This is a genomic window from Sphingobacterium sp. 2149 (assembly GCF_031455655.1).
Taxonomy (GTDB): Bacteria; Bacteroidota; Bacteroidia; order Sphingobacteriales; family Sphingobacteriaceae; genus Sphingobacterium.
This window is the reverse complement of record NZ_JAVDTD010000010.1, coordinates 228,610-255,120: the sequence shown is the minus strand read 5'-3', so window position 1 is coordinate 255,120 and position 26,511 is coordinate 228,610. Positions and strand designations below refer to the sequence as shown.

Below are 26,511 nucleotides of genomic sequence, written 5' to 3'. Positions count from 1 at the left end.
TTAAATATATGAGCGGGCACCTCCAGCCCACTGGCATCGATGTTTAAGATACAAGGGCACCATTGTGCTGTTACTTACTCAAAGTCTACAAAACGATGGTATATCTTCACAGGATCTCAAAAACGTATGTTGTTGAAGTACCGGCGGCACCACCCTGTGTGGCTCCAAAAAGGAAACGCGGTTCATCTGTTATTTTATCCATCAGCACCATCGGTCTTTCAAGTCGACCAAAACGTTTCAAGTTTGCTGCTGGAGAAGCTTCATCGATATACGAAGCTAAATTTAAATATGCTACTTGGGGTTCGGACCAATGAATGCCATTGGATGATGTTAAGATCAATCCACATTCGTGATTATGGAACCCCATATCTCTTGCGATTAAAAAATATTTTCCATTTTTCTTCCAAACGAAAGCGTCTTCAAGCTGTGCATTGTTGGGACGGTCAGAAAAATCAATCACCGGATGCTCCGCGATTTTAACGTATGGCCCCAAGGGATGATCTGCTTTCGCCAATCCATACTTTCGATTTCCCCGGACAGAACCTTTATCATGTACGTATTCAGCGGTATTCCAAGATTTATAGTAGAGCCAATATTTACCATCGTCGCCTTGTAAGAAAGCCGGATTTGTCGTACAATGATCATCCCATGCTCCTTGCGGGCCAGGCAACAAAAGAGGATTATCGCTCCGCTTCCAGGGTCCATTAAGGCTTTTGGCGGTTGCCACGCCGATTCTCTTCGTATCGGTCTTGCCATTGGAGTTTCCCATATAAAAAAGATAATAAGTATCTGCTATCTTTTTTATCAGTGGATTGTGGCAGGTTGTACTATCCCAAAATCCTTCCCGAGGTTGTAGAACTACATCCTTATGTTGGAATGTATCATAAGGAGAATCAGCGACTGCGTACGCTATTTCTGAACCTTTGATCCAGCCTCCCATCCCTTTTTCCTTTCGCCAACGTGAATAAAAAAGATGAACCGTACCATCATCCCCCCAGATCGGAGATGAGCACCAAATAAAATAATCCTGTAATTGTAAAGAGCGACCAATCGGTTTCAATGTGAAATAGGACGACGCTATTCCGCCTTTTCGCCCCGATGTAGCTAGAGGGAGCAACGTTGATATCCACAAAAATGCATTTGATTTTAAGAAGAATCTTCTATCCATTTAACACTTCCTTCCCTTGATTTACAATTTGGTTTAATTAGACTCGCAGTGATAGGCGAATCAAGCTGTAAGATAAGAAAACTAGCGAAGGGACCTATCCTGCGCTATCCTGTAACCGAATGCATTTTTACAAAAAAAACCTACCCGTTCAGAACGGGTAGGTTAGGTTGAGTTTGATTTTAAAAATTATCAATATCCGGGATTCTGCATAGCCTGTTTTTCGGCCGGTGTCAATGCAGCACCACTTTCATTGGTGGTTGCATCCAAGAAAGATTGCGGAATTGGCCGATAGTAATGCGTATTCGGACTAAACACTGTATTACCCCGTACATACCCATCATTGAAAGCCTTCCATCTCGATTCCAAGGTTTTGGTGCGTGCCAGATCTTCCCAGCGGTAGAGTTCGCCACACAATTCACGCGTGCGCTCATTCAACAGGAAAGCCATCATTTTCTGCGCATTGCTTGCCGCACCCAATTTTTGGTAGATTGGAGCATCTACTGCTGAGTTATAAATATCAGCGACCGAATTGATCAGCATCTGTGTTTCCGAAGATACCGTTGTTTTAGTCATATCATTATTGGATTCGTAATAAGAGTTCCCTTCCCAGTAGATTGCACCTTCAGCGGAAAAACCACCTCCTTTACCGACCGCATAGGAATTATTCTTATAGGCTTGTCCGCCATCGACATTTTTCGCGCGGTCTTCACCATTTTTATAGCCGGCACGGCTACGTAGTTTATTGATCCACTGTATGGCATTGGCATACTGGCCTTCACCCTTGCGGATATACGCTTCGGCCACCATCAATACGTCTTCTGCCGAACGTGCCATAATCACATCTCGGGTACCGTTGGCTGAGGCGATACTAACCCGATAGCCGTCTCTAAACTTTGAAAGCGCCACATAGCGTGACTGTACACCATAGTAACCGTTATTTCCATGTTTTCCCACCCAGGCTTGCGGTTCTCCTTGAAAATAACGTACAAAGGTATGGGTATTTTGCATCACGCCATTTTTAAGCACCCCTGTTGCATCGCTGGCCACTGCTTTGTAGCGGGTATCACCAGCGTTGTTAACAATGTATTTAATCCCAAGCTCACCACCTTTGAATCGCTTCGCTCCAACAACAGTTCCTTCTGGTCCAAGAGATGCATTAGCGGCAGTCCATACAGGTGCATTCGCGGTATTATTGGCGCCATACATCGTAATAAAGGATTTCCAGAAACGGGAATCATTAACGCGGTCAAAGACATCTAAGGTATAGTTTGTGGTACGTGCATAGGAGAATTCACGATCGCCCGATATGTCTCGACTTGTTCCACCTAAATCCTGATAAACAGCAGGGTAGTAAAGATGGATCTGATTTCCATAACGTCCCCAGGTTGCCTGATCGTCCGAAAACTGTGCCGAAAGAACAACCTCAGAGACTTTTTCATTGGCACTATTCGCCTTTTGATAATCCCATAATTTTACATAGTCATCAACCAGGGGATGTGCCGCCACGACTTCCGTTCCGTATTTGATAACCGCATCCAAATCTTCTGCGATATATTTTGAATTCCAGGAAGCATATAACTCACTCGCGCGAGTCAATCTAGCCTTCGCAACATAATGTGCTGCGGCAGATTTGGTCACCCGTCCAAACTCTGTGGCCGAAGCGGGCAGCAAAGCATAAGCCTGCTCCAGATCCGAAATGGCCTGCGCAAAACAAGCATCCTCTGAAGCTCTTGTGAAATAGGATTCTACTTTTGTCGTTGGGGTCAATTTCAAGGGTACACCACCAAACTGTACAATCAGTTGCAGGTAAAAATATCCGCGCATAAAGTACCCCTCGCCTAAGCGTGTATTATAGTTGGCGTTGGATTTATCGTAATACAGCGGTACATTCTGAATCAGCGTATTAGCCGATTCAATACCGCTATACATATTGTCAAACACCGGCTGAATATTTGCTCCTCCATAGGTTGATTCAGCTGGGTTAAGATCCATACTATAACTATTGAAGCTCGGAGAGGGGTTATTTGCATCCGTAAACTCGTCAACACCTAAATTAAACAGAGCCATGCCCCAGGTATAATTATATTTAAATTTCAGCTTCGAGTAAACTCCTGTCGCCAGATCATCCAACCCTGCCTGTGTTTTAAAATAGTCAGTCGTCGGTGTGGTGATCTGCTCTTCTTTTAAAAAATCTTTACTACAAGCATTTAATCCCAGCAATCCCGCTGATCCAAGCATTAAAGCAATTAATATTTTATAATTTTTCATGAGAATCTTTTTTAATCTTTTTACGGTCTAAAACCCAATGTTTACACCAATTACTGCACCTCGTGTTGTTATTGCTGAGCCAGCTTGTGTCGTGTTATTATTATAACTTGCTAAATCCGGATCCAAGAAATCCACTTTTGAATACAACATTGCCGGGTTCATAATTTGTGCATAGATTTTAAAGTTACTTACCCCCAGCTTCGCTAATTTTGTTTTCGGAAAATTATAGCCCAAACTTACATTCCGCAACTTAATAAATGAGCCATCACGGTAATTCATGGAAGAACTCCACGGATCTGCCGCCTCTCCATTTGATCCTGGTTGGTAATATTCTGCATCTTCATGAACCCCAGGAATAAAATAATCCAATTTACGCATCATAAAACGACCGCCTAAGGTCTCCGCACCAGCATTAATCATTTGCCCCCAACGGGAGAAAATAAAGAAAGATAAATCAAAGTTTTTATAGGTGAATGTATTCATAATACCTGCTGACCATTTCGGACGATAAGAACCTAATATCTGTGAATCATAGTTTCTGTCCACTTTTCCATCAGGCACACCATCCGGACCACTAATATCTTTTACACGAATTTGTCCAGGATTAGCACCATATTTTTTAGCTTCTTCTGCTTCGGAAGTCTTCCAAATACCATCGTAAACTAGATCGTAAGGAACAGAAATTTCCTGACCTACAAACCATTTGTTGCTGATATCACTCGTACGACCGTTTTGCAATTGGATAATTTTACTCCTGTCTTTGGACCAAGTTAAAGTTGTATTCCACTGGAAATTATCCTGTTTGATATTGACAGTATTCAATTGTAAATCAATCCCCCAGCCACCGGTTTTCCCAATATTTGCCCAAGTATTTGGAAATCCTGTTACAGGGTTTAATCCCATCAACATAATTAAATCATTGGTTCGTGTCTTATAGAGATCCAGCGCTCCATTAACGCGGTTATTGAAAAAGCCATAATCTATTCCCATATTATATTGCGTCGTACGTTCCCAACCCAACTCAGGGTTTGCCATGGATTGGGGAGACGCTGCAGAAGGGTCTGATGCAATATAGCCTGGCGTTGAATTCGTTGCACTCCAATTGTAAAAGTTCTGTGTTAATAAGCCTTTAGTTCGATAAGGAGATATTGCCTCGTTTCCTACGATACCAAATCCCATGCGTAATTTTAAAGTATTGATGTAAGATGAATTTTTCATAAAATCCTCTTGATCAATACGCCAAGAAGCAGCTACAGAGGGGAATGAACTCCATTGATGCCCTGGAGCCAATACCGACGATCCATCCCATCGCACAAAAGCAGTTAACATATAACGGTCCTTGTAGCTATAGTTTGCACGAGCCATATAGGATTCCATTTGTCGTTCTGATAAGCCTGTCCCGTAGCTACCGATAAAACCTCCGGAACTAATATTATACCATAGTTCATTTGCACTATACACATCGGTCGCACGCATATCGCTTGTTTCGACATTTTTTTTCGATGAACTCTGTAATAAGGTAATCCCCAAGTGATGATCTGTGCCGAAGTCGCGATCGTAGTAGATCAAATGATCCAAGGTCCAAGCAAGATTTCGAGTTGTCGAAAACCTTACTGCGTTATTTCCGTCACCATTAATTCCTTCAGCCGCATTGGCCAAGCCCGCACGATAATATCTAAACTCCGGCCCAAATTGCACACGATATTTTAAACCTTTTAATGGCTCATAAATCTGTCCAAAATCCAATTGGCTAAAGAAACTACCATTCGCACCAAAAGTCTGCCGTTGATTGGTATTGTATTCCAATTCATTAATTGGATTAATGATATTGATATCACCTGCCGCAGGGTTTCTCAGGTAGTTTCCATTCTCGTCATAGGGTACTGTCCAGGGCAACATTCCTCGTAAAGCGTTGTAGTAATCACCTGCTCCAGTGACCGATTTAGAAAAGTTATAGCCATAATCTTGATCGGAGAAAAATACATTTAGTGAAGCACCCATAGTAAACCACTTCGTCGGAGTCGCTTCAAAACTTACTTTCGAGGTATAGCGATTAAATTTTTGCCCTGGCTGTGTGGCATCTTGCTTTAAATAGCCAAATGAACCATAACCTTTTGAATTCTCGCCACCACCAGAGACGCTTAAGGTATGTTCAGTAGATAAGGCATTTTTACGGCCAGCATCAGCCCAATCGTAATTACCTACTAAGCTTGGATCCCAAACCGTATTATTATTGGTCCAACCTTTCGCGATATTTGCCCAGGAGGCTGCTACAGAGCCCCACTTTGAAAAGTCACTTGTATAACTAGGTGTTGTTGTTCCAAATTTCGCCAAGCGCGCATAATCCAACCATTGTGCAGCATCCATGTATTCTGTGACATCATACATCTTCTCGAATGTCGCTGTACCTGCATAATTTAATTGTAAACGACCTTTTTTGCCTTGCTTAGTCGTCACCAAAACCACACCATTGGCACCACGCGAACCATACACAGCCGTTGCGGAAGCATCTTTTAGAACATCGATGGTTTCTATGTCGCTCGGATTGATATTGTCAATTCCGCCGGCCTGCAATACCATCCCATCAACGACATATAAAGGGTCTTGATCGGCGTTTAACGACCTTACACCCCTGATTTTTATGCTACCAGTTGTTCCCGGCCGTTGATTTGATGTAATATCAACCCCTGCAACCTTACCTTGCATGGCCTGCAATGCATCTTTTACGGGCATTGCCTTAAGTTCTTTTTCGCCCACACTCGCTATCGAACCCGTCACATCTTTCTTTTTCATCGTGCCGTAACCAACCACCACGACTTCGTCCATGACATCGATCTTCTGTACCAGAACTATATTGAAGTTGTTTTGGCTACCAGCAGGAATTTCCTGGGGTTCAAAACCAAGACTTCTGAAGGTCAAAACATCCGAGGGCAATGCACTGATGGCAAATGAACCGTCGACATTGGTCTTTGCCGTCATGGCTTTACCTTTTAACTGTACAGTCACACCTTGAATAGGTGAACCTTTTTCATCTTTTACCTTTCCAGTCCGAGCGGTTTGAGCAAATAAATTTAATGTACACAGCATTGCCGTAAACAGCAAAAAAATGTACTTCTTTACATGATGATCAAACCTAATTGTTAAATAGTTTATCATTAAAGTATTATTTAGGTATTATTTTCTTTTCTCCCTTATTGATCTTCGACCGTAAAAATCGATTTTCATTACAACGAGATAATAAAAAAGTTGTATGATTTTTTATTGCTTAATAGGCATTACTGACTTAAAAATATATTCAGGGTTCCTCTCAGGCTTATAATGTTGGTTAAAAATAAAAGTATGAGTTGTAATAACCATCCTGTTCAATCCTGTCATTGAAGGAAGCTTCCAAAGAAAACGGGGCTGCCCAAGAAGTTTAGATAGCCCCGTTTACATGCGATTCAATGCTCACCTCTACGCAGCAGCATTTTACCGCTACACTCCTGAAAGAATTTGAACCTATTTTTACAAAAAAAACCTACCCGTTCAGAACGGGTAGGTTAGGTTGAGTTTGATTATAAAAATTATTAATAGCCTGGATTCTGTGTATATAAGCCCGGACTATTGTCTAGTTCGGATTGTGGCACTGGATAGAGCACATAATTGACTTGAAAATCTGACATCTGCTTTGCGACATCCCCTTTCGTGATCCAAGCCTTCATGACAGATTCCACATTACCGCTGCGGATAAGATCAAACCAACGCAGCCCTTCACCAACAAATTCCCGTCTCCTTTCGTCCATCAGCTGCGATTTAGTGACATTGGTCAGCTCAGCTGTCAATCCAGCGCGCTTTCGGATTTGATTGACTACCGCATCTACATCCGTTTGAATAGCCCCAGGGGCGCCATTCAATATACACTCCGCCTTTAGCAACAGCAAATCACTATAGCGAAATACAATATAATTAATCGGCCAATCCATTCGATTTGCAGGCACTTTAGTAACATCCACAAATTTCTTAATAAAAGATCTTGTTTCAGCAACATTGCCATAGGTATATCCTTGCTGAATACTGAATGTTCTCCGACTATCGCTTGCATCATACGATTGAAGCAAGTCATCCGATACTGGCCTAATCGTGAGGCCTCCTTGCGTGGCCAGACCGAGTGAATTGAACCAATTGTCAGGCACAAGTACCCAAGGAAATGTAGCCCCAACAACGGGATTAGCACCGCTAGAATATTCAATATTAAAAACCACTTCCTTGTTGCGCTCATTACCATAATCAAAAATGCTATTATAGCTGGTCAGCAAACTAAATTCATTGCTATTGATTACCTCGTTGAACTGCTCCACGGCTTTCGCCCATTCATTGCTGTTTAAACCGGCACCTTCAATACCCAAAGTGGGCCCTGACCGCGTCATGTAAACCAATCCCAGCAACATTTTTGCAGCATATTTATTGACACGACCTTTATCAACAGCCGCATAGGCGCTGGGGGCTGGAAGGGCATTAATAGCCTTATTTAAATCTTCAATAATTAAGGCATATAGCTCCTCCACGTTGCTCCGCCCAATATTCTTAGCTTGACTGGCAGAGACCACCTTGTCAATCAGCGGTACTTTCCCGAAGTATCGAATCAAATCAAAATAAAAAAATGCACGCATAAATCGAGCTTCGCCTTCCATTCTATTACGAAGATTCACATCCGAGATGGCTGTAGCTCCATTCGCCTCAAGTTGTTCTAAATAATTGTTTACACGAAAGATACCGTTAAAATTTGTTTGCCAAGCTTCTATTACATAGGGGTTACTGGCAATTGTTTTATGAAAACTATTGATCCCTTCCCAATCTCGTACCCCACCATCAGAAACGGCGTACAAATTGTCAGATCGTGTCTCCGAAAGATTCATTAAGCGGTCTGGATATCCTCGTGTACTATTATATATAGCATTCAATCCTTGAACAAAATCATTCTTAGTCTTAAAGTACGTATCTGATGTTGCGTTCGAAATGGGCTGCTGGTCCAGATCCATTTTGCAAGATCCCAATAGACCCGCTATCAACAAAAATATACTCAATTTTTTCATTGTTTTAGAAATTTACGTTTAAACCAAATGTTACTGTTTTTGGAATTGCCAGGCCACCATAATCACCCGCTTCGGGATAATCAGCGCTTCCGCTTAGATTTGTATTTGAAGATTCGGGATTTACACCGCCGTCATATTTGTCCTTTCCCCAAAAATTTTCCAATGTCACGAATAAACGGACTAAACTAAGTTTGGACTGACTTCCCAATTTCAGGTCTTTTATATTATAACCAAGAGTGACATTGCGTAGGCGCCAATAATCCGAGGAATACAGCCAATCTGTATTTTTAATCCGCCCAAACGTTGAATAAGCTTTTCCAACACGGCCTTCTCCAGGCTCCTCTTCTGAACGCCATCTATCCCGATAAAAACCAAGTGCATTGTCCGACGATCCTTGGCCCGTACGTCCCAATGCCCTTCCTAATAAGGAATAGATATGACCTCCATTCTGGCCTTGGAACATAAAACTCAGGTCAAAATTTTTATATTTAAAGTTGTTGGTTATCCCCCACACATAGCTAGGGTTTGGATGCCCCACAATCATACGGTCATTCGCATCAATCACACCATCTCCGTTGGCATCCACATACCTTGGATCACCTGCCTTTTGGCTACCATACAATGCCGCCCCAGCATCAATATCCGCCTGACTTAATATTCCATCTTGTTTCACGACATAAATACTATACATTGGCTCACCAATCCGCAAAAGGCTATGTTGGATATCAAACGAAGATGGAATTAAAATTTCTTTTTGCTCCCCATCAAGTTTTGTTACCTTATTGGAATTATGACTGATGTTAAAAGAGGTAGACCACGAAAAATCCGATTTTCTGATTTGATGGGAGGTGATCTCAAAATCCCAGCCTTTACTTTTCACCTCACCAGCATTATCCAAATAGGAAGAAAAACCGGTCGCCAGCATGGAAGGGACATTTAATAATAAATCACTGCTTTTGCGTGTATACCAGTCAAATGAACCGGTGATGCGTGAGCCTAAGAGACCAAAATCCAATCCAATATCATAAGTCCGGGATTTTTCCCATTTTAGGTCCGGATTAATAATATTGCTTGGCGCCTGCCCGGATGCCGAAAGACCATTTAACGAATAATTATAAAATCCCAATAAAGCAATACTGCTGTAATCACCTATATTGTTATTCCCAGATTCACCATAACTTCCGCGTAATTTCAGCTCATTTATAAAGGCCATTGGTTTCATAAAATTCTCCTCTGAAAGACGCCAGCCCATGGATAACGATGGGAACCAACCCCATTTGGTATTGGATCCAAAACGCGATGAGCCGTCCCGTCGAATACTTCCAGACAGTAAATACTTACCATCATAGGCATATTGGACACGCCCAAAATAAGAGAGCAAGACACTTTGTGTTGCACCTGTTGAAGCCACTGTAGCAACTGCGCCGTTCAACGTTGTTATAGAACTATTGGTATACCCCCCCTGCGAGGTGATGGAAGAAGTTTCAAGTTTATCAAAATTATAAGCTTGTCCCAACAGCGCAGTAACATCATGCTTGTCAATATTGAGGTGATAATTTAAGGTGTTTTCGTTCACAAAGGTCTGTTTTCGGTAAACACTATTGGATCCGTAGGTCGCTTGATTCGGATTATTGGTTCGGTTAGCCAAAGTTCCTCCAACTGTGTAAGGCTGAAATCTATTGCTCCGGCTATCGGTTTGATCCAAATTGACCGTAGTCTTAAAATTGAAGTTATCAAGAATATTGTATTGTCCATAAACTGTTCCCAGTAAACGTGAAATTTTGTTTTCCCCGATATAATAATTCAATTTAGCAATGGGATCATTTGTTGAAGTGCTCCAAGGATATTTTTCATTGTCAAAAACGTTTACTGTTCCTGCAGGATGATCCTGAACCGGTGACATCGAATAAATTTGATGCATGATATTATCCTTTCCTTCCACCCCGGGGTCATTTCCTATCGAATAAGTAGGTGCTAGGTTTAAACCGAATGCGAATTTCTTATTCGGTTTCACTTCAACGTTAGCCCTGGCAGTATAGTTTTTATAATCCAATCCTTTCACAATACCCTGCTGATTGAGATAATTCCCAGAGACATAATAATTGACAAATTCTGTCGCTCCCGACGCTGCAACCTGGTAATTTTGAATCACTCCTTTTCGATACGCTTCGTCCTGCCAGTTAACGAGATAAAGTCCGGGATGTCCAGGCTCCAGCCAGCGGTCATCATACATGTAAGCTGTATTATATGTCCCGTCGGCGAGCCCCAGTATCTTCCGTCGTTCCGCATTACTTTGACTTGCCAATCTTCCTGTACCCGAGGCTTCCCATTGCGCATTGATCATCTCCACCGCTCTATCTATCCACTCCTCACCATTTAACATATCCAATTTCTTATAAGCCTCGGAAATACCAATGTATGAATTGAGACTCAGTTTGGCCTGACCGCTCTTTCCACGCTTTGTGGTGATCAGGACAACGCCATTTGCTGCCCGGGATCCGTAAATAGCAGCCGCAGATGCATCTTTTAAAACCTCTACAGATTCAATATCATTGGGGTTCATATTGTCCAAAGGATTTCCCGAGGCATAGTTTCCGGAGCCATTTTGCGAGGCCGTTGACAATGGGAAACCATCAATGACATACAAGGGCTCACTACCAGCAGTAATAGACCCCGACCCCCTGACCTGTACACTTAACCCCTTTCCGGGAACACCCGTAGATTGCTTGACCCGTACGCCAGACATCTGTCCGATCAAGGCTTGATCAACGCGAGCAATAGGCCGTTCATCGAGATTTTCAGCATTAAATTTTGAAACGGGTGCAATAAGATTAGTCCGCTTTTGCGTTCCATAGCCAATGACAACGACTTCGTCAAGAGCTTCTTGCTTGGATATCATGTCTACCTGCAAAAAAGAGCGGTTGGATACGATTAAGGTTTTAGATAGGTATTCTATCGAAGTGAAGGTAACTTTATCCCCCGGCTTGGCCACGATACCAAATTCACCATTTTTATTCGTCGTTCCACTACCTTTGCCGTTCACACGGATAGTCACTCCGCTAATAGGCTGACTTTTATCGTCAACAACTTTTCCTTTCAGCAGTTCTTGAGCATATAATACCTGAGTCAATGCCAACTGGATCATTACCACGGTACCATATCGTAAGCTATTTTTCATGGGTTGAAGTTTAAATTGTTACTTGTGATTTATATTGGTAACAGGAAGTTATAGCATCCCTTTAAACTAACTATCCTGAACTTACAGGTTCGCAGGTATCTCCGTTTATTTTAGAAAGCAAAAAGCCCCATTTAAGGGGCTTTTTATAGTTATACAGGCCTATTAATGTAACAACTTTTTCTCTTTCCATGCGCACGAAAGCTACTGACCACTTTTTATGCTCGCAAAAAATCAATCAGATAAAGACAAGCTCGCACGAACACATCCAATCGTTTCTCATTTAATAACTCCAAATGGTCACTGGCCCAATCAGCCCACTTTCCATGGGCGCCCAGTTACTGGCATCAAAATCTTTATAATTGATATTGACGAAATTGATTTCGTGATAATTACGCCAGGTAACTTTTTTGCGGTCTAGATAGCTCATACGGTTGGCCATTAAGTTGGCGACTTCAATACGAATCTTGTTTTCGCCATTTACCAATAATGGGGTAATATCCTGTTGAAAAGGAATTGACCATAACACACCGGCGTCCTTTCCGTTAATATACACTCTGGCACTTTCCGCAACACGCCCAAGCTTGAGTAGATATGATTTTGACAAGTCTTTATGGATAGAGAATGTTTTCTCGTAGTTTGCTGTACCCGAAAAATTAACAGCATCTTTATCGCCCCATTCGGTCCACGAAGAGAGCTGATCAAGCTTTTTAGCCTTTGGTAAAACAGGTCCTCCGGCAATAAAATTCACTTTCCAGTCGCGGTCCAATTGAGCCACTTGGTGTAACTCATCCTGATAGCGGAAAGGTTCGCTGGCTTGTTGCTCCGAGGCCAAGACAATCCAGGAATAACCCGATGGAATCTGCACCCGTATCTTTCCATCAGATGATGGCAACTGATAGGTCCGCCCAGTCTGGGGATCCAATAAAGAATAATATTTCGCTTGTACATTCAGCGCGATATGGCGATCCACGGTCTGTCCGCTGTGATTGACTAAATAATAATAGGTATCCTTACCGGCAACTCTTCTTGAAAACTTTAGCCCGGTTTGATTAATCCGTTCAGGTAATATCTGTTCGGTTTCCAGGGCTGAATTAATATCTGTAGTCAAATAGATTTTTCCTTTTCCAAATGCTGTATACTGATTAGCCTTATGTTTATCGAACCCTAGTGATGCAATTAATTTATTGAACAGCGTGCGGCGTTGTTCTAATTGGCCGTAGCCAGGCACGGTCAGTGGTAATTTTTGGAAAATAATAGTTGCTCCCTGGTTGGCCATTTCCAGAATTTTCTGCAGGGTCACTTCTGAAAAATAATGACAGGCAGGTATATAAATTGCTCGATACGGGATCGCATCCTTTGATGTTTGTAATTTTCCGTCGTTTACTGTAGTTCCCGCCAAAATTTTATCAGTTGCAAAATCAAAGCTATACCCCCGTTTCTGCAGCTGAACACTTTGTTTATAAAATTGCGTTGGATGTAACCATTCGTCAACATCATGAACCTTTAGTGCCTTATCCATTCCTTTGGCATTATTCCAAATATCATAAATGGGCCAATATACCAGCAGTTCATTGTCGGCCCGGCTGGATTGAAGGATGGATTGCACACGCGTAATATATTGATTCAAACCAGTAAGGTGATCCCAGAACGAGTTTTGCGGAACAAAATTAACGGAAGCATAGAACAACCATCCCGGAAAAGGTACATTTTTCGGCGAATAGGTTGTCCCGTGATAGAATACATGATTCACCCCAGCGAGGAATAGTTGTTCGACTTCAGGTTTCGTTTGTGACAAGGAGGTTTTAAAATGTTCCGTAAGCCATGTGAATGTTTCCGAAGAAGTATATTTTTTACCGTATACATTTGTCGCCGATGTCGCAAATTTTGCCATCATGGGATCCGGGTCCACATTACGGATATCAGCAGTATCCCGTCTTAATCCGGGAATATCGAAACTGCTGGATCCAAAGGTTTCACACTCCGCAATATCGGTATCCGCATACAAGTCAATCAGATTTCCTGGAGATCCATGGGCTTGATTTTTTGAAATCGCACGATAGCGATGGGCAAAATCCGTAAATGGGATCAAGAAATTCTGGGCAAGCAGTGCATTCACAACTTCACGATAATCCGATTTAAGGCCTGCTGTTTTAGCTTCATCCTTACCTTTACCCGCAAAATCTAGCAGGTTATCTTGAAGTTTGTATCCTTTTATCCGTTCGAATGATTGCAAAAACTCATCCGTCCAATTTGCCCCATATACTTCGTAGCTATCGTTAAAAAAAGCACGCACATGCAATGGTTTATCCTGAAAAGCTTCGGTAAATCTATTGAAATAAGATAGGACAGATTGCTGTCCAAGGTGATCGAGCGTATACCCCGCTCCCCCCGGTGCGGCACGTTTGACTTTCTGCCCCGTTCTACCAGAAAATACCGCTAATAGACGAATATCGGCAGGCGCTTCCCATGTTCCAGTTGTCTTTGAAATATAATCATCCAGTTTAATCTCACTATTGTCGGCTCTAAATGCCCGTAAAGCCTGCAGAAAGAAATAATGCTGTTTAGGATCCTTAGGTTTTAGGGGAAACGTGATCCTTTCACCTTTTTTCAGTTCAAATTCATCCAGGATTAATTTGGCAGCGGCATCCTTTTCTTTGATTTGAGGTCCCCCGAATGGCCACCCCGTACCCAAATTAATGTCTACCCCCATTCCCAAGGCATTGGCCTTATCCGTTGTTACACCTAACATATTCATCCATTGTGGTGAAAGAAAGTTCAGGTAGTTGGATTCAAATCCTTTAGCACCATAAATCGGTGTTACCTCGACGCCACCAAATCCGCTTTTGTTAAATAAGGTTAATTCACGTTCGAGATTAGGCCGGTCCACAGCTGAACCCAGCCACCACCAACGTGTCCAAGGTCTCATTTCTTTGGTAACTGCTGGCCATAGATCCTGCGCTATCGTTCGACCGACAGCCAAAAGATTACAGGCAAGCACTAATGATATATAGATTTTCTTCATGTTAAAATTAACCTAATCCATGTGAAACACCTTTTTCAAATTTATCGACACTGGGGAGTGGTCGGGATTTACGTCCATGATATCATGCATATAATCCCACCATTGCTGAACAATAACTTCCTTACCCAGCTCTTGTGACGAATGTCCTGCTAAATACTGAACCGCAAATAAAGTATCCGTCTCCTCATCCAAAAAAATACTATAATCAGACACCCCGTTTTCGCGCAATAAGGTTATTAATTCTGGCCAGATCGCATCATGTCTCCGCTTGTATTCCGCAGACATGCCCGGTTTCAATTTCATTTTAAATGCTATTTTCTCCATTTCGTTTATGTACTGAACTATTTTGTATGATCGCCAAATATTCTTAATTAGCCAATACCTGATGTATGCGGGTACTTATCTTGCCAACATTTTATAGACTTCTGTTCCACCTAATAAGAAACAACCCAAACCGTAATCTTCAAAATCCGGCTGACTTGAAAAACTGACCGGCTGACCATCCTTAGGTTCCTTTCCCGTTCCTTGTAAATAGCCCAAAAAACCAGAAGGGTGTACCGCTTCTGCTGTCATTGCTTTCCACGCCTTTTCTACAACAGGTCGATATATTTTAGCATCTAGGAAACCATTATTGATGCCCCAGGCCATACCATAGACAAACAGTGCAGTGCCTGAAGTTTCACGCCCACCAAAATTAGTCGGATCGTGTAGACTGACATTCCAGAATCCATCCGGTCTTTGAATAGGAACAAGTGCTTCCATCATAGCTTTATAATCCGACATGTACTCGGCACGATGTGCTTCGTTCTCCGGAATCAAAGAGAGTACCCTAACCAAAGCTGCCACAACCCATCCATTGCCGCGTGACCAATAACAATCCTCACCATTCGGCTCCTTGTAAGGAGGAACAAAATCCTTATCGCGCCACCAAAGTTTATCCGCCTTATTATACAGGCCTCCACCTTCTTGCGTTTTTGAATGATGATACATTTTATACATGTAATCAAAGTAAGTTTGATCCTTCGTCATTACCCCCAGTTTAGCATAAATTGGCATGGCCATTTGTATGGCATCAATCCAGGTCCAATCGTCTACTTTTCCAGATTTGATAATGTAATCTATATTAGCTTTAATCTTTTGGATACGCTCAGGCTTAGCTTCAATTTCATAGAGATCCAGGTAGGTCTGCCCACAAGCTTGGTCATCGGCATTTCGAGTTTCCAAACCGTTGCGCATACCCCAGTCATGTTTATTTCCCCAATCCACAGCATAATTGTAGTATTCGTTATTTTTATCAATCTGATAAAGTGCCATGAGCCCTTCGTAATAAACGGCTCGGGTCCAGATATTGCTCGGCCGCCAACGGTTGGTATAGATCGGTTTACCGGTGTCTGTCCATTTGTTCATGAAATAACGATTGGTCAGCTGCAACGACTGAAGTACATCTACAGCGGTTAATTCCTGCTTCTGTTCGACAACTTTCTTCGTCGATGAACATGCTGAAAGGAAAAACGCAATCATCAAAGTGGCCGTATAAATATTAAATAGTTTCATGCTTTGTTTGCTTTATAATTTATTTATCAGGAGAATTTCCCTTTTTTTGTACAAGTTGTTCGTATGGTATCACTCCGACTCTTTTCGCCCAATTTTCATAGACCTGAATCATTTCATGATATATTTTCGGAAAAGTGGTGGACAAGTCTACCGTTTCGCTCCGATCGTTTTCTAAATCATACAGATACCAGCTGTGTTCAGGATAGGAAGACACAAGTTTCCATTTTCCTTTGCGCACAGCTTTGTTGCCCTCATGCTCAAAACAAATTTCCCTATTAACATCCCCATTTTGTGCTGTCCATAGTGGAAGCAAGGACAATCCTTCCATCGGTTGAATCGTATTACCTGCATAGGTTTTAGGATAGCTTGCTCCTGACCATTGTGCTAAGGTTGGCATGATATCGATCAAATGAGCTGGCCTATCAAACTGTTTCCCTCTTGGTAGGAATTTCGGTCCATAAGCGATAAATCCGGTGGCATTCCCACCCTCAAACTCCCAATGCTTGAACTTTTTGAAAGGCGTATTGCTCACTGCAGCACCTTCAACTCCATAAGCTGTAAAAGAGCGTGGGTGACTGGCAGGAAATTCGTTAGCCGCTCTAATTTCTGCCGTAAATCCAGCATTGCTTATCGTTTCATTACTCGCGCCGTTATCAGAGAGAAAGATAAAAACAGTGTTGTCCAATTGCCCCTTCGATCGGAGGAAATCAACCAGTCTGCCAACATTCTGATCCAATTCGTCTACCATCGCCGCGTAGACAGCCATCTTTTCGTCCCATTTGACTTTTTCTTCCCAACTGCAATCATTCCAATTTCGCAATGTTGTATCAATTGGTGACAATTTGGTCGTAGGCGGCAATATCCCTAACTGCTGCTGTTTTTGAAAACGCTTTTCACGAATAGCCTCCCATCCTTCCATATATTTACCCCGATACTTTGCAATATCCTGAGGTTTGGCATGTATAGGCCAGTGGGGAGCCTGAAAAGCGAGGTATAGAAAAAAAGGATTCTCTTTTTTAGTTTCTAAATGCTCACCAATGAAAGTCATTGCATAATCTGTATAGGCATCCGAGCTATAGTAATCTTTTGGCGGAACGATCGCCTCATTGTCCAAGGCTATCGTTAATGTTTGATTGGGGCGATAAGGCCGGTTTTCAAAGTAGCTGTTTGCTCCATCAATTAGCCCATAGTAGCGCTGAAATCCACGCTGCCGGGGCCAATTTTCCTTTTCCTGTCCAACATGCCACTTCCCAGCCATATAGGTTCCATAACCTGCGCTTTTCAATAGTTCGGCCAATGTGACCGAATTTCTGTTCAAATAACCCTGATAGGCTGGAAAAGGACGCTTGTTCATCATATCGCCGACTCCCGCCTGATGCGGATATAATCCGGTCAATAGGGAAGCACGCGATGGACAACAACGCGAAGCATTATAAAAATTAGTCATCTTAATCCCTTCCTTTGCCATTTTATCCAGATTTGGAGTCTGAATTTCAGAACCAAAGCAACCCAAATCGGAATAGCCCATATCATCGGCCAGAATCAACACAATATTGGGCCGTTGCTGTGCATGCACTTTAAGTAGTGTCAACAGAAAAAAGATCGCCACAGGAAAGGTAGATTTCTTCATACTACATAAATTTCTTTAATCCGATTTTGGTTTGTTTTTTCAATTGCTCAGCAACGAGTTTAGCATTCAGCAAAGCACCGGCTTTTATTGTATGGGTCGCATCTTTAGGATCAAAAAATTCCGTTTCTACTTTCTTTTTTCCCAATGTTTCATACTGGGCAATCACGAGATCCTGCAATGGTATAAAGAAAGCACCACTCTGCTGGGCAGCTTCCTCAGCCCATATTGCATAATCCGATTTACGAACCTGATTTCCATCCCAAGCATTGCGTGGAATGGGTGAACAGATAATTGCTATCGCTCCCTTATCCTGAATATTCTTTACAAACCTACGCAAGTAAAAACCATAGCTATAGACTACTTCATGCTGTTTCAGCAATGGATTATACACTTCTTGGTAATCATCACCATTTCCCTTTATCGTTCCTCGAGCGCGTAACGTGTCCACAATGGGACTTGAATCATTATGCCCAAACTGGATAAGTACAAAGTCACCAGGCTGAATGCTATCCAGTACTTTTTGCCAGAGTTTTGGATTATTATAAAATGTTCTTGTGCTTGTTCCCCCGAGTGCACGATTCTTGACATTAATTTTATCGGATTTAAAATACTCCCCTATAAAACTTCCCCAGCCCCACTGTCCGTTCGAGCCATTTCCCTGTCCGTTTTTTACTGTAGAGTCACCAATAATAAACAAGTTCAGTTTGTGCTGCTTTTCCAAAAAAGACATGCTAATTACAGCGAAAAGGACCGCAGCCCAAGGCAGCAATTTCAATTTCATCTTCGTTACTATTTAATATATTGTACTAACTGACTTTTAATCCTACGGAATCCTTCGATAACAGACCATGCATTTTCTCGCGCTCCGTCTTTATTCGTATGTGTATGGTCACCGGGAAAAAAACTGGTTTTTACCAGTTCTGGTCCAAGGCGATCATATTTATCTGCGGTAATACTATTCAGATCCAGAAAAGGAACGCCTTGTTCTTCGGCAATCTGCTTACCCCACAAGCCAAAGTCTTTGTCGGCCCGCTTCACTTTACCTTGATCATCCCATTGGTTGCGCGGAATCATGGATAACAAAATCGGTGTTACCCCCTTTTTCTTTGCTCCAATTACAAAGAGACGCAGGTTTTCACCATAAGTGTGCACGGTTTCCCTCTTCCCATTTCCCCAATCTAAAACAACAGAATCTTTACCGATACCCCTTAGCACACCTCGATAGCCTTGTTTGCTGGTATCAGGTTTACTTCCCTCGTTATGACCAAACTGAATCAATAAAAAATCTCCAGGCTTGAACAAAGAATCAACTTTTCTCCATCTTCCCTCTTTAACAAATGTACGTGTACTCCGACCCGCCATCGCATGATTGTCCACACGGACTCGTGTCGTATCCAGTAATTCAGGAAGCAAGGTACCCCAGCCCCAATATTCCTTATTGCTGTTCTTAACTGTCGAATCACCGATAAGATAAATCGTGGGTCTATTTTGCTGCTTTGCAAAGGATATTAAAACAACCGCTACCAATGCCATCCCTATCCATTTTATTGTATGCTTCATTTGCTAACTTATCTATTTTTTTTAATCAAACAATTCCAATCGTACGCGTCTAAATTTCTATTTTGTGCGGGCAGGCTTCACCAACTGAATATTCGGTTTGACCGGACGATCCATACTTACACCAAGGTAATACCCCGTATGTGGCGGTTGATTATAGGCTACATTCTGCCATGCTATACTCAAGCGATATTGTGGATCATGCATGAGTGTATAAACACGCTTTTCCGTCGGGATCGTTGTTGTATAGATACGCAGATATTGATTATCATCTGAACGTAGGATCAATTCTTCCCGCCAATCACCGAAGATATCCGCGCTCAGGTTGGGCGTACTTTTAGTTCCATTAATCGATGATGCTCCCACCGCCGTAAAGATTCGTTCTGTTTTTCCATTTTTATATTTTTCAATATAGTTGCTGTTTAAAAGTTCACGGCTCAAATCAGCATCCCACCAAATCAGAAAATTGGTCGATCTCGGAGCCGGTCCTACACGATTACCTTTGGTATCGTACATATCTCTAGATCCCAGCCACCACAGATACGCCCCTTTATGATCGGGATCTATATTTGCAGCAACACCGCGAGGAATATCTTGGTCTATTGCACTTTTAAACAAAATTGCCCCGGTTTTGGCATCCAATAAAGCCACACCAGTCCCTTTCCGCCCACCTTTCAGTTCATGGATTCCAAAAATCTCTAGGCCGGGTCTATCCGGATCCAAATCACTGACATGCAAAGCATCACCATGCCCAAGCCCTGTACTATATAGACCTTTTCCATGATCATCAATAACCATCGAACCAAAGACAATTTCATCTTTGCCATCTTGGTCTACATCCGCAACCGTGAGATTGTGATATCCCTGACCAGAATAAGGATCTTTACGAACTTTGCTGTCGAATACCCAACGGCTTATCAGTTTTTTATCTTTAAAATCCCATGCTGCCAAGGCCGTACGTTCGTAATATCCTCTTGTCATGACAACACTCGGGTTTACGCCATCCAAATAGGCTACACAAGCTAAAAATCGATCACTGCGATTGGCATTGGTATCCCCCCATGAACTTAGCTCTCCACGTTGTGGCAGATAATCAACCGTACTCAGGGCTTTTCCCGTCAATCCATCAAATACCGTTAAGTATTCAGGACCTTTCAATATACGACCAACTGTCTGCGAATTTAATACGGTATCACGCCAATCGGCCTGTGCATCACCAATAACATTTCCCAGTCCATCTTTAGTACCGTCGGCCGTTTTACAGACTAACTCCGCACGGCCATCACTATCGAGGTCATAAACCATAAATTGGGTGTAATGTGCCCCTTCACGGATATTTTTACCTAAATTAATTTCCCATAAAAAAGTACCGTCCAGTTTGTATGCTTGCAATATAGGTTCGGAAGTTATGCCATTGTGCGCATTGTCGTGTCCAACACCAGTCTGATGAACAATAAGTTCATACGTCCCATCACCATCCAAATCGCCGACGGAAACATCCCCAGGCATATAGCCTTTAGGAGTGCGTAAAGGAATATCCAAGTATTGCTGTACTTTTTGATCTTTTGGTAAGGTCAGTTTAGCCACTTCTTTCTCTTTTCCTCCAGCGACTATATTGAGAATATACGTTACATCTTGATTCAAATCGATATGATCGTCCACGAAGTTAGTTCCCTTCACTAAAGGTGAAGGGTTCAGTTTTTTCAGCTGACCATTCCTTTCCTTTCTATAAATTGCGAAGGCTGTATCAAAATCGTCAGTACCAAGCAAACGCCAGCTTAAGAAAACAGAATTATCGGTCGTTTTTAGGCCGATCATTCCTCGATCCAAAAACTCCATTTTGCGTTGACCTGAAACAGCAAGAGAACCGATCAGCGCTCCTATTAAAAGAATAAGTTTTGTCTTCATCATCGTAGGCCTAATTCACAAAAACATGCTGGTAAAGCATATTATTGCTTTTTATTGTTAACAGTCACCTGATTCAGGACAAAGTTTTTAACATATTCCTTATGAATCACGGGATCTTTGGCGGCGCGGACATGCAGATTTTGAAATGTAAAATCCGACAGTACATATTGCTCCGAGTTGAGTACATCAAATACGATGTCGCAATCTAGGTCAATATTGCGCAAAACAATATTTCTTGCATACGACATTTTAATATCTTTCTCGCCCTTCAAATCAAAAAATTGGGTCCAAGGTTTAATAAACAACATGCTATTGACATTTCCCTTGATGTTTTCGATCAGAATGTTTTCATATTCCTGGGGTGTATCGGGACGCATTTTTAATTGCAGTAGCTTACGTGCTTTATCTAAGGTATTGTTCCTAAAAATCACATTGTAGCTATGAATAGATTCACTGCCGCAAGTGAGTGCGCTATGACAAAATCCAAAAAAACAATTTTCAATAATAATATTTGAATTGGGGCCGTTGTTAGGATCTTTGTCGGACTTAGGCCCTTTACCGCCTTTTAGTGCAATGGCATCATCGTTAACGGATAAGTAACAATCTTTAATCAATACATTACGGCAGACATCCAAATCGATCGCATCGGAACTAGGTGCTTTCACAGGTTCCTTTGGTGCTGAAATATGTAAACCGATCAATTTGAGATTTTCACATTTATAATAATGCGAGGTCCAAAAAGGTGAATTGATCAAGCGAATGCCTGAAACCTGTACATCCTTGCTGTTGGACACATAAAGTAAACGTGGACGCATCTCGTCCATATTTGTGCATTGTGGATTAAATTGTCTCCTAAGCCAGAAGGATCGCCAGTAGCGTAACCCGTTTCCATCGAGTGTACCTTTACCCGAAATTGTAAATCCATCCACCTGGTCTGCATTGACAAGCGCCAAAAAATACTTCACTGTTTGCCCTTCCATCCGAGTTTCCGCTAGCACAAAATCCGCAATATCATCACTTCCTTTCAGTACAGCGCCTTCTTCGAGGTGTAAATGTGTATTCGGTTTAAAAAATAAGGATCCACTCAGGTAGACACCTTTAGGCACTATGACTACACCTCCACCGCTGGTATAGGCCTTATCAATAGCCTGTTGAATTTTGGCCGTTTGCACGATGGTGCTATCTGACGCAACACCAAAATCTGTGATGAGAAATTTCTTTCCGAGCGTTTCGATCTCAGTCGATTTTACAGTCTCGAACCATGTTGAAATTACCGTTCCGTCCGGAAACTTTCCTTGCGCATGTACATTGGACAAAATCGCAATTGATGTAAGCAGATGTAAAAACCGAAAGAATTTTTTCATAATATTAAGTTTTATTAAGTCTTCTTTTCCCGCTTGTCTACAGCTTAATTAAAACGTGCAGACAATACCGTCAAATTGATCAGCGTATTTAAGGATGCCTAAATAAGTAGCTAGTTTTAAAAGTATCAACATTTTTAACAAGAGCCGTCCTGTAGTATCCTGAACAAGCTCAATTACACAGTCAACACATCTTCATTTTCATTGATAATAAACCCAATAACAAGGATTCAAAGCTATTCGTAATATATTTGTTATAGAATTCCCAACACCAACTCCATACCAACTTAACACCAACTCCTAACTGTAACCACTGTGAGTCCACAGTGAGTCCACGTTGAGTCCACGTTGAGTCCACCTTTTATGGTGCATTCACTATGCTTTTACCTTTTTAACAATCCGCTTGCAGTTAGGAGTTGGTATGGATTTGGTCATAACTTATCCTTAAGACAGCATATCCAAAACCACCTTGCACTGTCCTGCTTGGTAAAATTAGAAGATCAATGGCAATCCCGAACTTCCAATTCAGACCGTACAATTGAAGATGTACATCTAAAAAAACAACATCAACTGCTATTCAAAATAAATACTTCAATGATTTTCCCTACACGAATAGCGATAAAAGTGAATAAAGTACAACCTTTTGGGGTTCAAGAAATCTAAATAAGCATTATTGAAAAGAATACATACTATTAGGGGTACACCATAAAAAAGGGCTTTTCTAAAAAATAGAAAAGCCCTTTTTTATGCATTATTCTTTTAATCTGTCAACACATTAACCTTAGGCATAACAAATTGTGTATTTTCTTTTTCGCCCTTCGGGGTACCAAAGTAAAAATAGAGTGTCCGATTAATCTTTTTATCCATTTGATTAAGCTCACCTGCGGGTCCATTCACCCCAGCATTTCCATTGATTCCCAACGCCAGTTTTGTTCCAATAGGAGGAATAGCATCCAAAAAGGAAATATCCCCCGTCGGCAACTGCGGATAACCTTTGGGACCGGAAATTCCGTAGAACTCGAATAATCGCACAAATAAATCTTCCTGATCTGTTGCAACCAAAAACTTCCCTTGCACTGTATTGAATTGTATCCAACTAACATCCGAGAAGTAGCCTTTAAACTCAGGAAATGTCCATGGCCCAATACCTGCTTTTCCGTCATTATACATTTTTTCCCATGTATTTAGTGTGACACCTTGCATCCTATTCTTCCATACGCGATAAGGGCCATTACCAAGCCATTTGGCCCCAATAATATAGTTTTCAGGAAAATTAAAGCTCACTCCAGCATAGGGTACTGCTTTGCCCATATGATAAGCATAATCAAGTTTTAACCACCCGTCTGGGCGCATCGTCCAACGGATAAAACTTAGGTTACCATCAAACATAAACTCAACAGCTTCATTTTTTCCGTCTTTCCAACGTTTAGCACTTTTCAGCTCCGACTGTCCATCGATAAGCACCGGACCATTATTGAAAGCCAATTTCATGCTATAATCATTGGCCAGATCAACCAATAATCCTGTTTTTTTGGAAATCATAGCTGTTATTCCGTTTGCCTTAAGCATATAATTCGCACTGTCTTCTTTCACTTCAACATCGGTAGAAGATTTCAACGGCAAAATTTCCGCAGTAAGCATTTGATTGGATTTTACACGCCAGGTCCAAGTATAAATTTCCTCCCCATGTGGATCAATCGCAGTCAATATCAGCGCATCATATTGTTTCCAGTCGCTCGGTAAATTCAATTGCAAGTTTCCCTTTTGTGTTGGAGGCAATATAGGACTGTCGACGTGTAGATGTAGTACTGAATCCACACCTGATTCATCCGCATAGGGTTGTTGATAGGTAATCAGTTTACCCTCAAATCGACAGTTTTTCAGATCAGTAAAATGATAACGATTTTCCACCGAAATCGTTCCGTTGAAGTCAACAGGTAATTTCTTCATCGTAATATGTACAGGTGCATAGATCTCCCGAATGGCATAGAAACTGCCCTCCTTTTCGCGATGTGGCCCAAGAATTCCATCAGGGGCATTTACGCGGTTGACATCAATCGCATTATTGAAATCTGTACGCACAATACCTTCATCTGCAAAATCCCAGATAAATCCGCCGGCACCTAATTTGGCATTCCAGTGCAGCTCCCATATATCCGCCAATCCTGCCGCAGCACCTCCATCATCCTGTGCGTGGAGAAATTCGGTTGGCATATAAATATTTGGTCCTTCCAGAATTTTTTTTGTCGAATAAAAATCTTCATAATGGTTACAGTCGATTCCATTGATTGCATTTCCCGGTCTATGATGTGCATGAATGACTGTTCTCGCCGAAAGATCATATTTCTTGTACTCGTCTACAAGTTCTTTATTATGTCCACCTTCATTGCCGTTGCTCCAAAGTATAATGGAAGGATGGTTAGCATCTCGAATAACCATTTCTCGCACCAACTTTTTACCCACAACGGTACTGTATGCTTTTTGCCAGCCAGCCAATTCATCCAAAACATATAAGCCCAATGAATCGCAATATGCCAAAAAAGATCTATCTGGCGGATAATGCGAACAGCGGACCGCATTCATATTCATTTCTTTGATCAATTTAACATCGTTCAGATCCAATTGCGCGTTTACCGACCGTCCGGTTTCGGGCCACCATACATGACGATTAACACCTTTCATCTTTACTTTTACACCATTGACATAAATGCCGTCTCCCTCACGAACTTCAATTGTTCTGAAACCAAAGCGATCTTGATATTGATAATCTTTATTCTTCCCGTTCCATAGGGTGTACGTGACCTGATATAGGTTTGGTGTCTCGGCGGTCCATAATAAAGGGTTTTCAACTTTCATTTCGATCAATTTCACTGAGTCTTTCGCAGTAATTGGAAACTGTTGAATCGCGATCACATTACCCTTCAGATCTTTGATCTCTACCGATAGTTTATTAGCCTTAGAGAGCCCCTCTAAGTGTACATTGCTTCGAAAAGCTCCGTCTGCCTTTGCATCGATAGCCGTCCAGCTGATGTGTTCCTTTGCTGTCGCTTCAAGGTATACGGGCCTATAAATACCGCCTAAAATCCAATAATCCGCAAGGCGCTCCGCATTGTTAACGGATTTATCGGAAGACATTTTTGACACAGTAGCCTCCAATATATTGGCCTTGCCAAAGGTGATCTTGTCGGTAACATCGTATTTAAACTGATAAAAAGCACCCTGATGGATATCTCCGGCTAGCTTCCCGTTGATCTTGACTTCAGTATCGGTCATTGAACCTTCAAAAACAAGGTTTATTTTTTTCCCTTTCCAATTCTTTGGGACAGTAAATTGATGCCGATATAGACCTTTCTCATCATGGAAGGTAAAATTCTTGCCATAAGTCACATAATCCCGTCCATAGTTGTATGCCCCGAAACCTTGTTGTTCCCAATGGCTAGGCACAGCGATCTTATCCCATTTCCCGGCTTTACGCCCCCCCGTCACCCAAAAATCCCAATTAACGGTATGAACGTTGTCAGTTCCCGAAAGATACTGTATTTCTTTCCCAATCTGCGCTGAGGCGATATGTGCCATCATAACGTATATTAAAGCAAAGAGCGTAATTCGAATTTTAAGCATCGGTCTATTCATTTGGGTTAGCAAACTCCTAAAATAAAAAATTCAGGACGCACCAGTGTCCTGAACTTACCTGAATGGTTTCAGATCTAACCCCATACTTTTGGAACAGTACAGCACAGGATGACAAGTTCATTTGGTTTACGTAAACTTGCTGTATTGAATCGGTAGCTTT

Annotated in this window: 14 protein-coding genes; all 14 read right to left on the bottom strand. The window is 41.9% G+C overall.

The features are described 5' to 3' along the window. Positions 1-106: 106 nt before the first annotated feature. The gene (locus J2X77_RS15970; RefSeq protein ID WP_209578244.1) at positions 107-1,168 is read right to left on the bottom strand and encodes a glycoside hydrolase family protein; all 1,062 of its coding nucleotides are present in this window, start codon (positions 1,166-1,168) and stop codon (positions 107-109) included. 189 nt (positions 1,169-1,357) lie between these two features. After that, positions 1,358-3,436, bottom strand: coding sequence for a RagB/SusD family nutrient uptake outer membrane protein (locus tag J2X77_RS15965; RefSeq protein WP_310081556.1), 2,079 nt, complete (start codon positions 3,434-3,436; stop codon positions 1,358-1,360). A 27-nt stretch (positions 3,437-3,463) separates the two neighbouring features. Then, on the bottom strand, positions 3,464-6,592 hold the full coding sequence (locus J2X77_RS15960) for a TonB-dependent receptor (protein WP_293936609.1): 3,129 nt from the start codon (positions 6,590-6,592) through the stop codon (positions 3,464-3,466). 410 nt (positions 6,593-7,002) lie between these two features. Further along, the gene (locus J2X77_RS15955; protein ID WP_310081554.1) at positions 7,003-8,508 is read right to left on the bottom strand and encodes a RagB/SusD family nutrient uptake outer membrane protein; all 1,506 of its coding nucleotides are present in this window, start codon (positions 8,506-8,508) and stop codon (positions 7,003-7,005) included. A gap of 4 nt (positions 8,509-8,512) precedes the next feature. Further along, positions 8,513-11,686, bottom strand: coding sequence for a TonB-dependent receptor (locus J2X77_RS15950; RefSeq protein WP_209578240.1), 3,174 nt, complete (start codon positions 11,684-11,686; stop codon positions 8,513-8,515). Positions 11,687-11,966: 280 nt separating this feature from the next. Further along, on the bottom strand, positions 11,967-14,708 hold the full coding sequence (locus J2X77_RS15945; protein ID WP_209578239.1) for a glycosyl hydrolase: 2,742 nt from the start codon (positions 14,706-14,708) through the stop codon (positions 11,967-11,969). 12 nt (positions 14,709-14,720) lie between these two features. After that, complete coding sequence (gene rhaM / locus J2X77_RS15940; RefSeq protein WP_209578238.1) at positions 14,721-15,032, bottom strand: L-rhamnose mutarotase; 312 nt, start codon at positions 15,030-15,032, stop codon at positions 14,721-14,723. 75 nt (positions 15,033-15,107) lie between these two features. Further along, entirely contained in the window at positions 15,108-16,262 is a 1,155-nt protein-coding gene (locus J2X77_RS15935; RefSeq protein WP_209578237.1) for a glycoside hydrolase family 88 protein, read from the bottom strand. Between the two features lie 19 nt (positions 16,263-16,281). After that, positions 16,282-17,892 carry an arylsulfatase gene (locus J2X77_RS15930; RefSeq protein ID WP_209578236.1) on the bottom strand — a complete coding sequence of 537 codons (1,611 nt, stop codon included), beginning with the start codon at positions 17,890-17,892 and terminating at the stop codon, positions 16,282-16,284. Between the two features lies 1 nt (position 17,893). Further along, positions 17,894-18,673, bottom strand: coding sequence for a rhamnogalacturonan acetylesterase (locus J2X77_RS15925; RefSeq protein WP_209578235.1), 780 nt, complete (start codon positions 18,671-18,673; stop codon positions 17,894-17,896). A gap of 8 nt (positions 18,674-18,681) precedes the next feature. After that, a complete protein-coding gene (locus J2X77_RS15920; RefSeq protein ID WP_209578234.1) occupies positions 18,682-19,452 on the bottom strand; it encodes a rhamnogalacturonan acetylesterase in 771 nt (256 codons plus the stop codon). 57 nt (positions 19,453-19,509) lie between these two features. After that, positions 19,510-21,360 carry a rhamnogalacturonan lyase gene (locus tag J2X77_RS15915; RefSeq protein WP_209578233.1) on the bottom strand — a complete coding sequence of 617 codons (1,851 nt, stop codon included), beginning with the start codon at positions 21,358-21,360 and terminating at the stop codon, positions 19,510-19,512. A 38-nt stretch (positions 21,361-21,398) separates the two neighbouring features. Further along, positions 21,399-22,721 carry a glycoside hydrolase family 28 protein gene (locus J2X77_RS15910; protein WP_293882880.1) on the bottom strand — a complete coding sequence of 441 codons (1,323 nt, stop codon included), beginning with the start codon at positions 22,719-22,721 and terminating at the stop codon, positions 21,399-21,401. A gap of 756 nt (positions 22,722-23,477) precedes the next feature. After that, positions 23,478-26,297 carry a glycoside hydrolase family 2 TIM barrel-domain containing protein gene (locus tag J2X77_RS15905; RefSeq protein WP_310081550.1) on the bottom strand — a complete coding sequence of 940 codons (2,820 nt, stop codon included), beginning with the start codon at positions 26,295-26,297 and terminating at the stop codon, positions 23,478-23,480. Positions 26,298-26,511 lie beyond the last annotated feature (214 nt).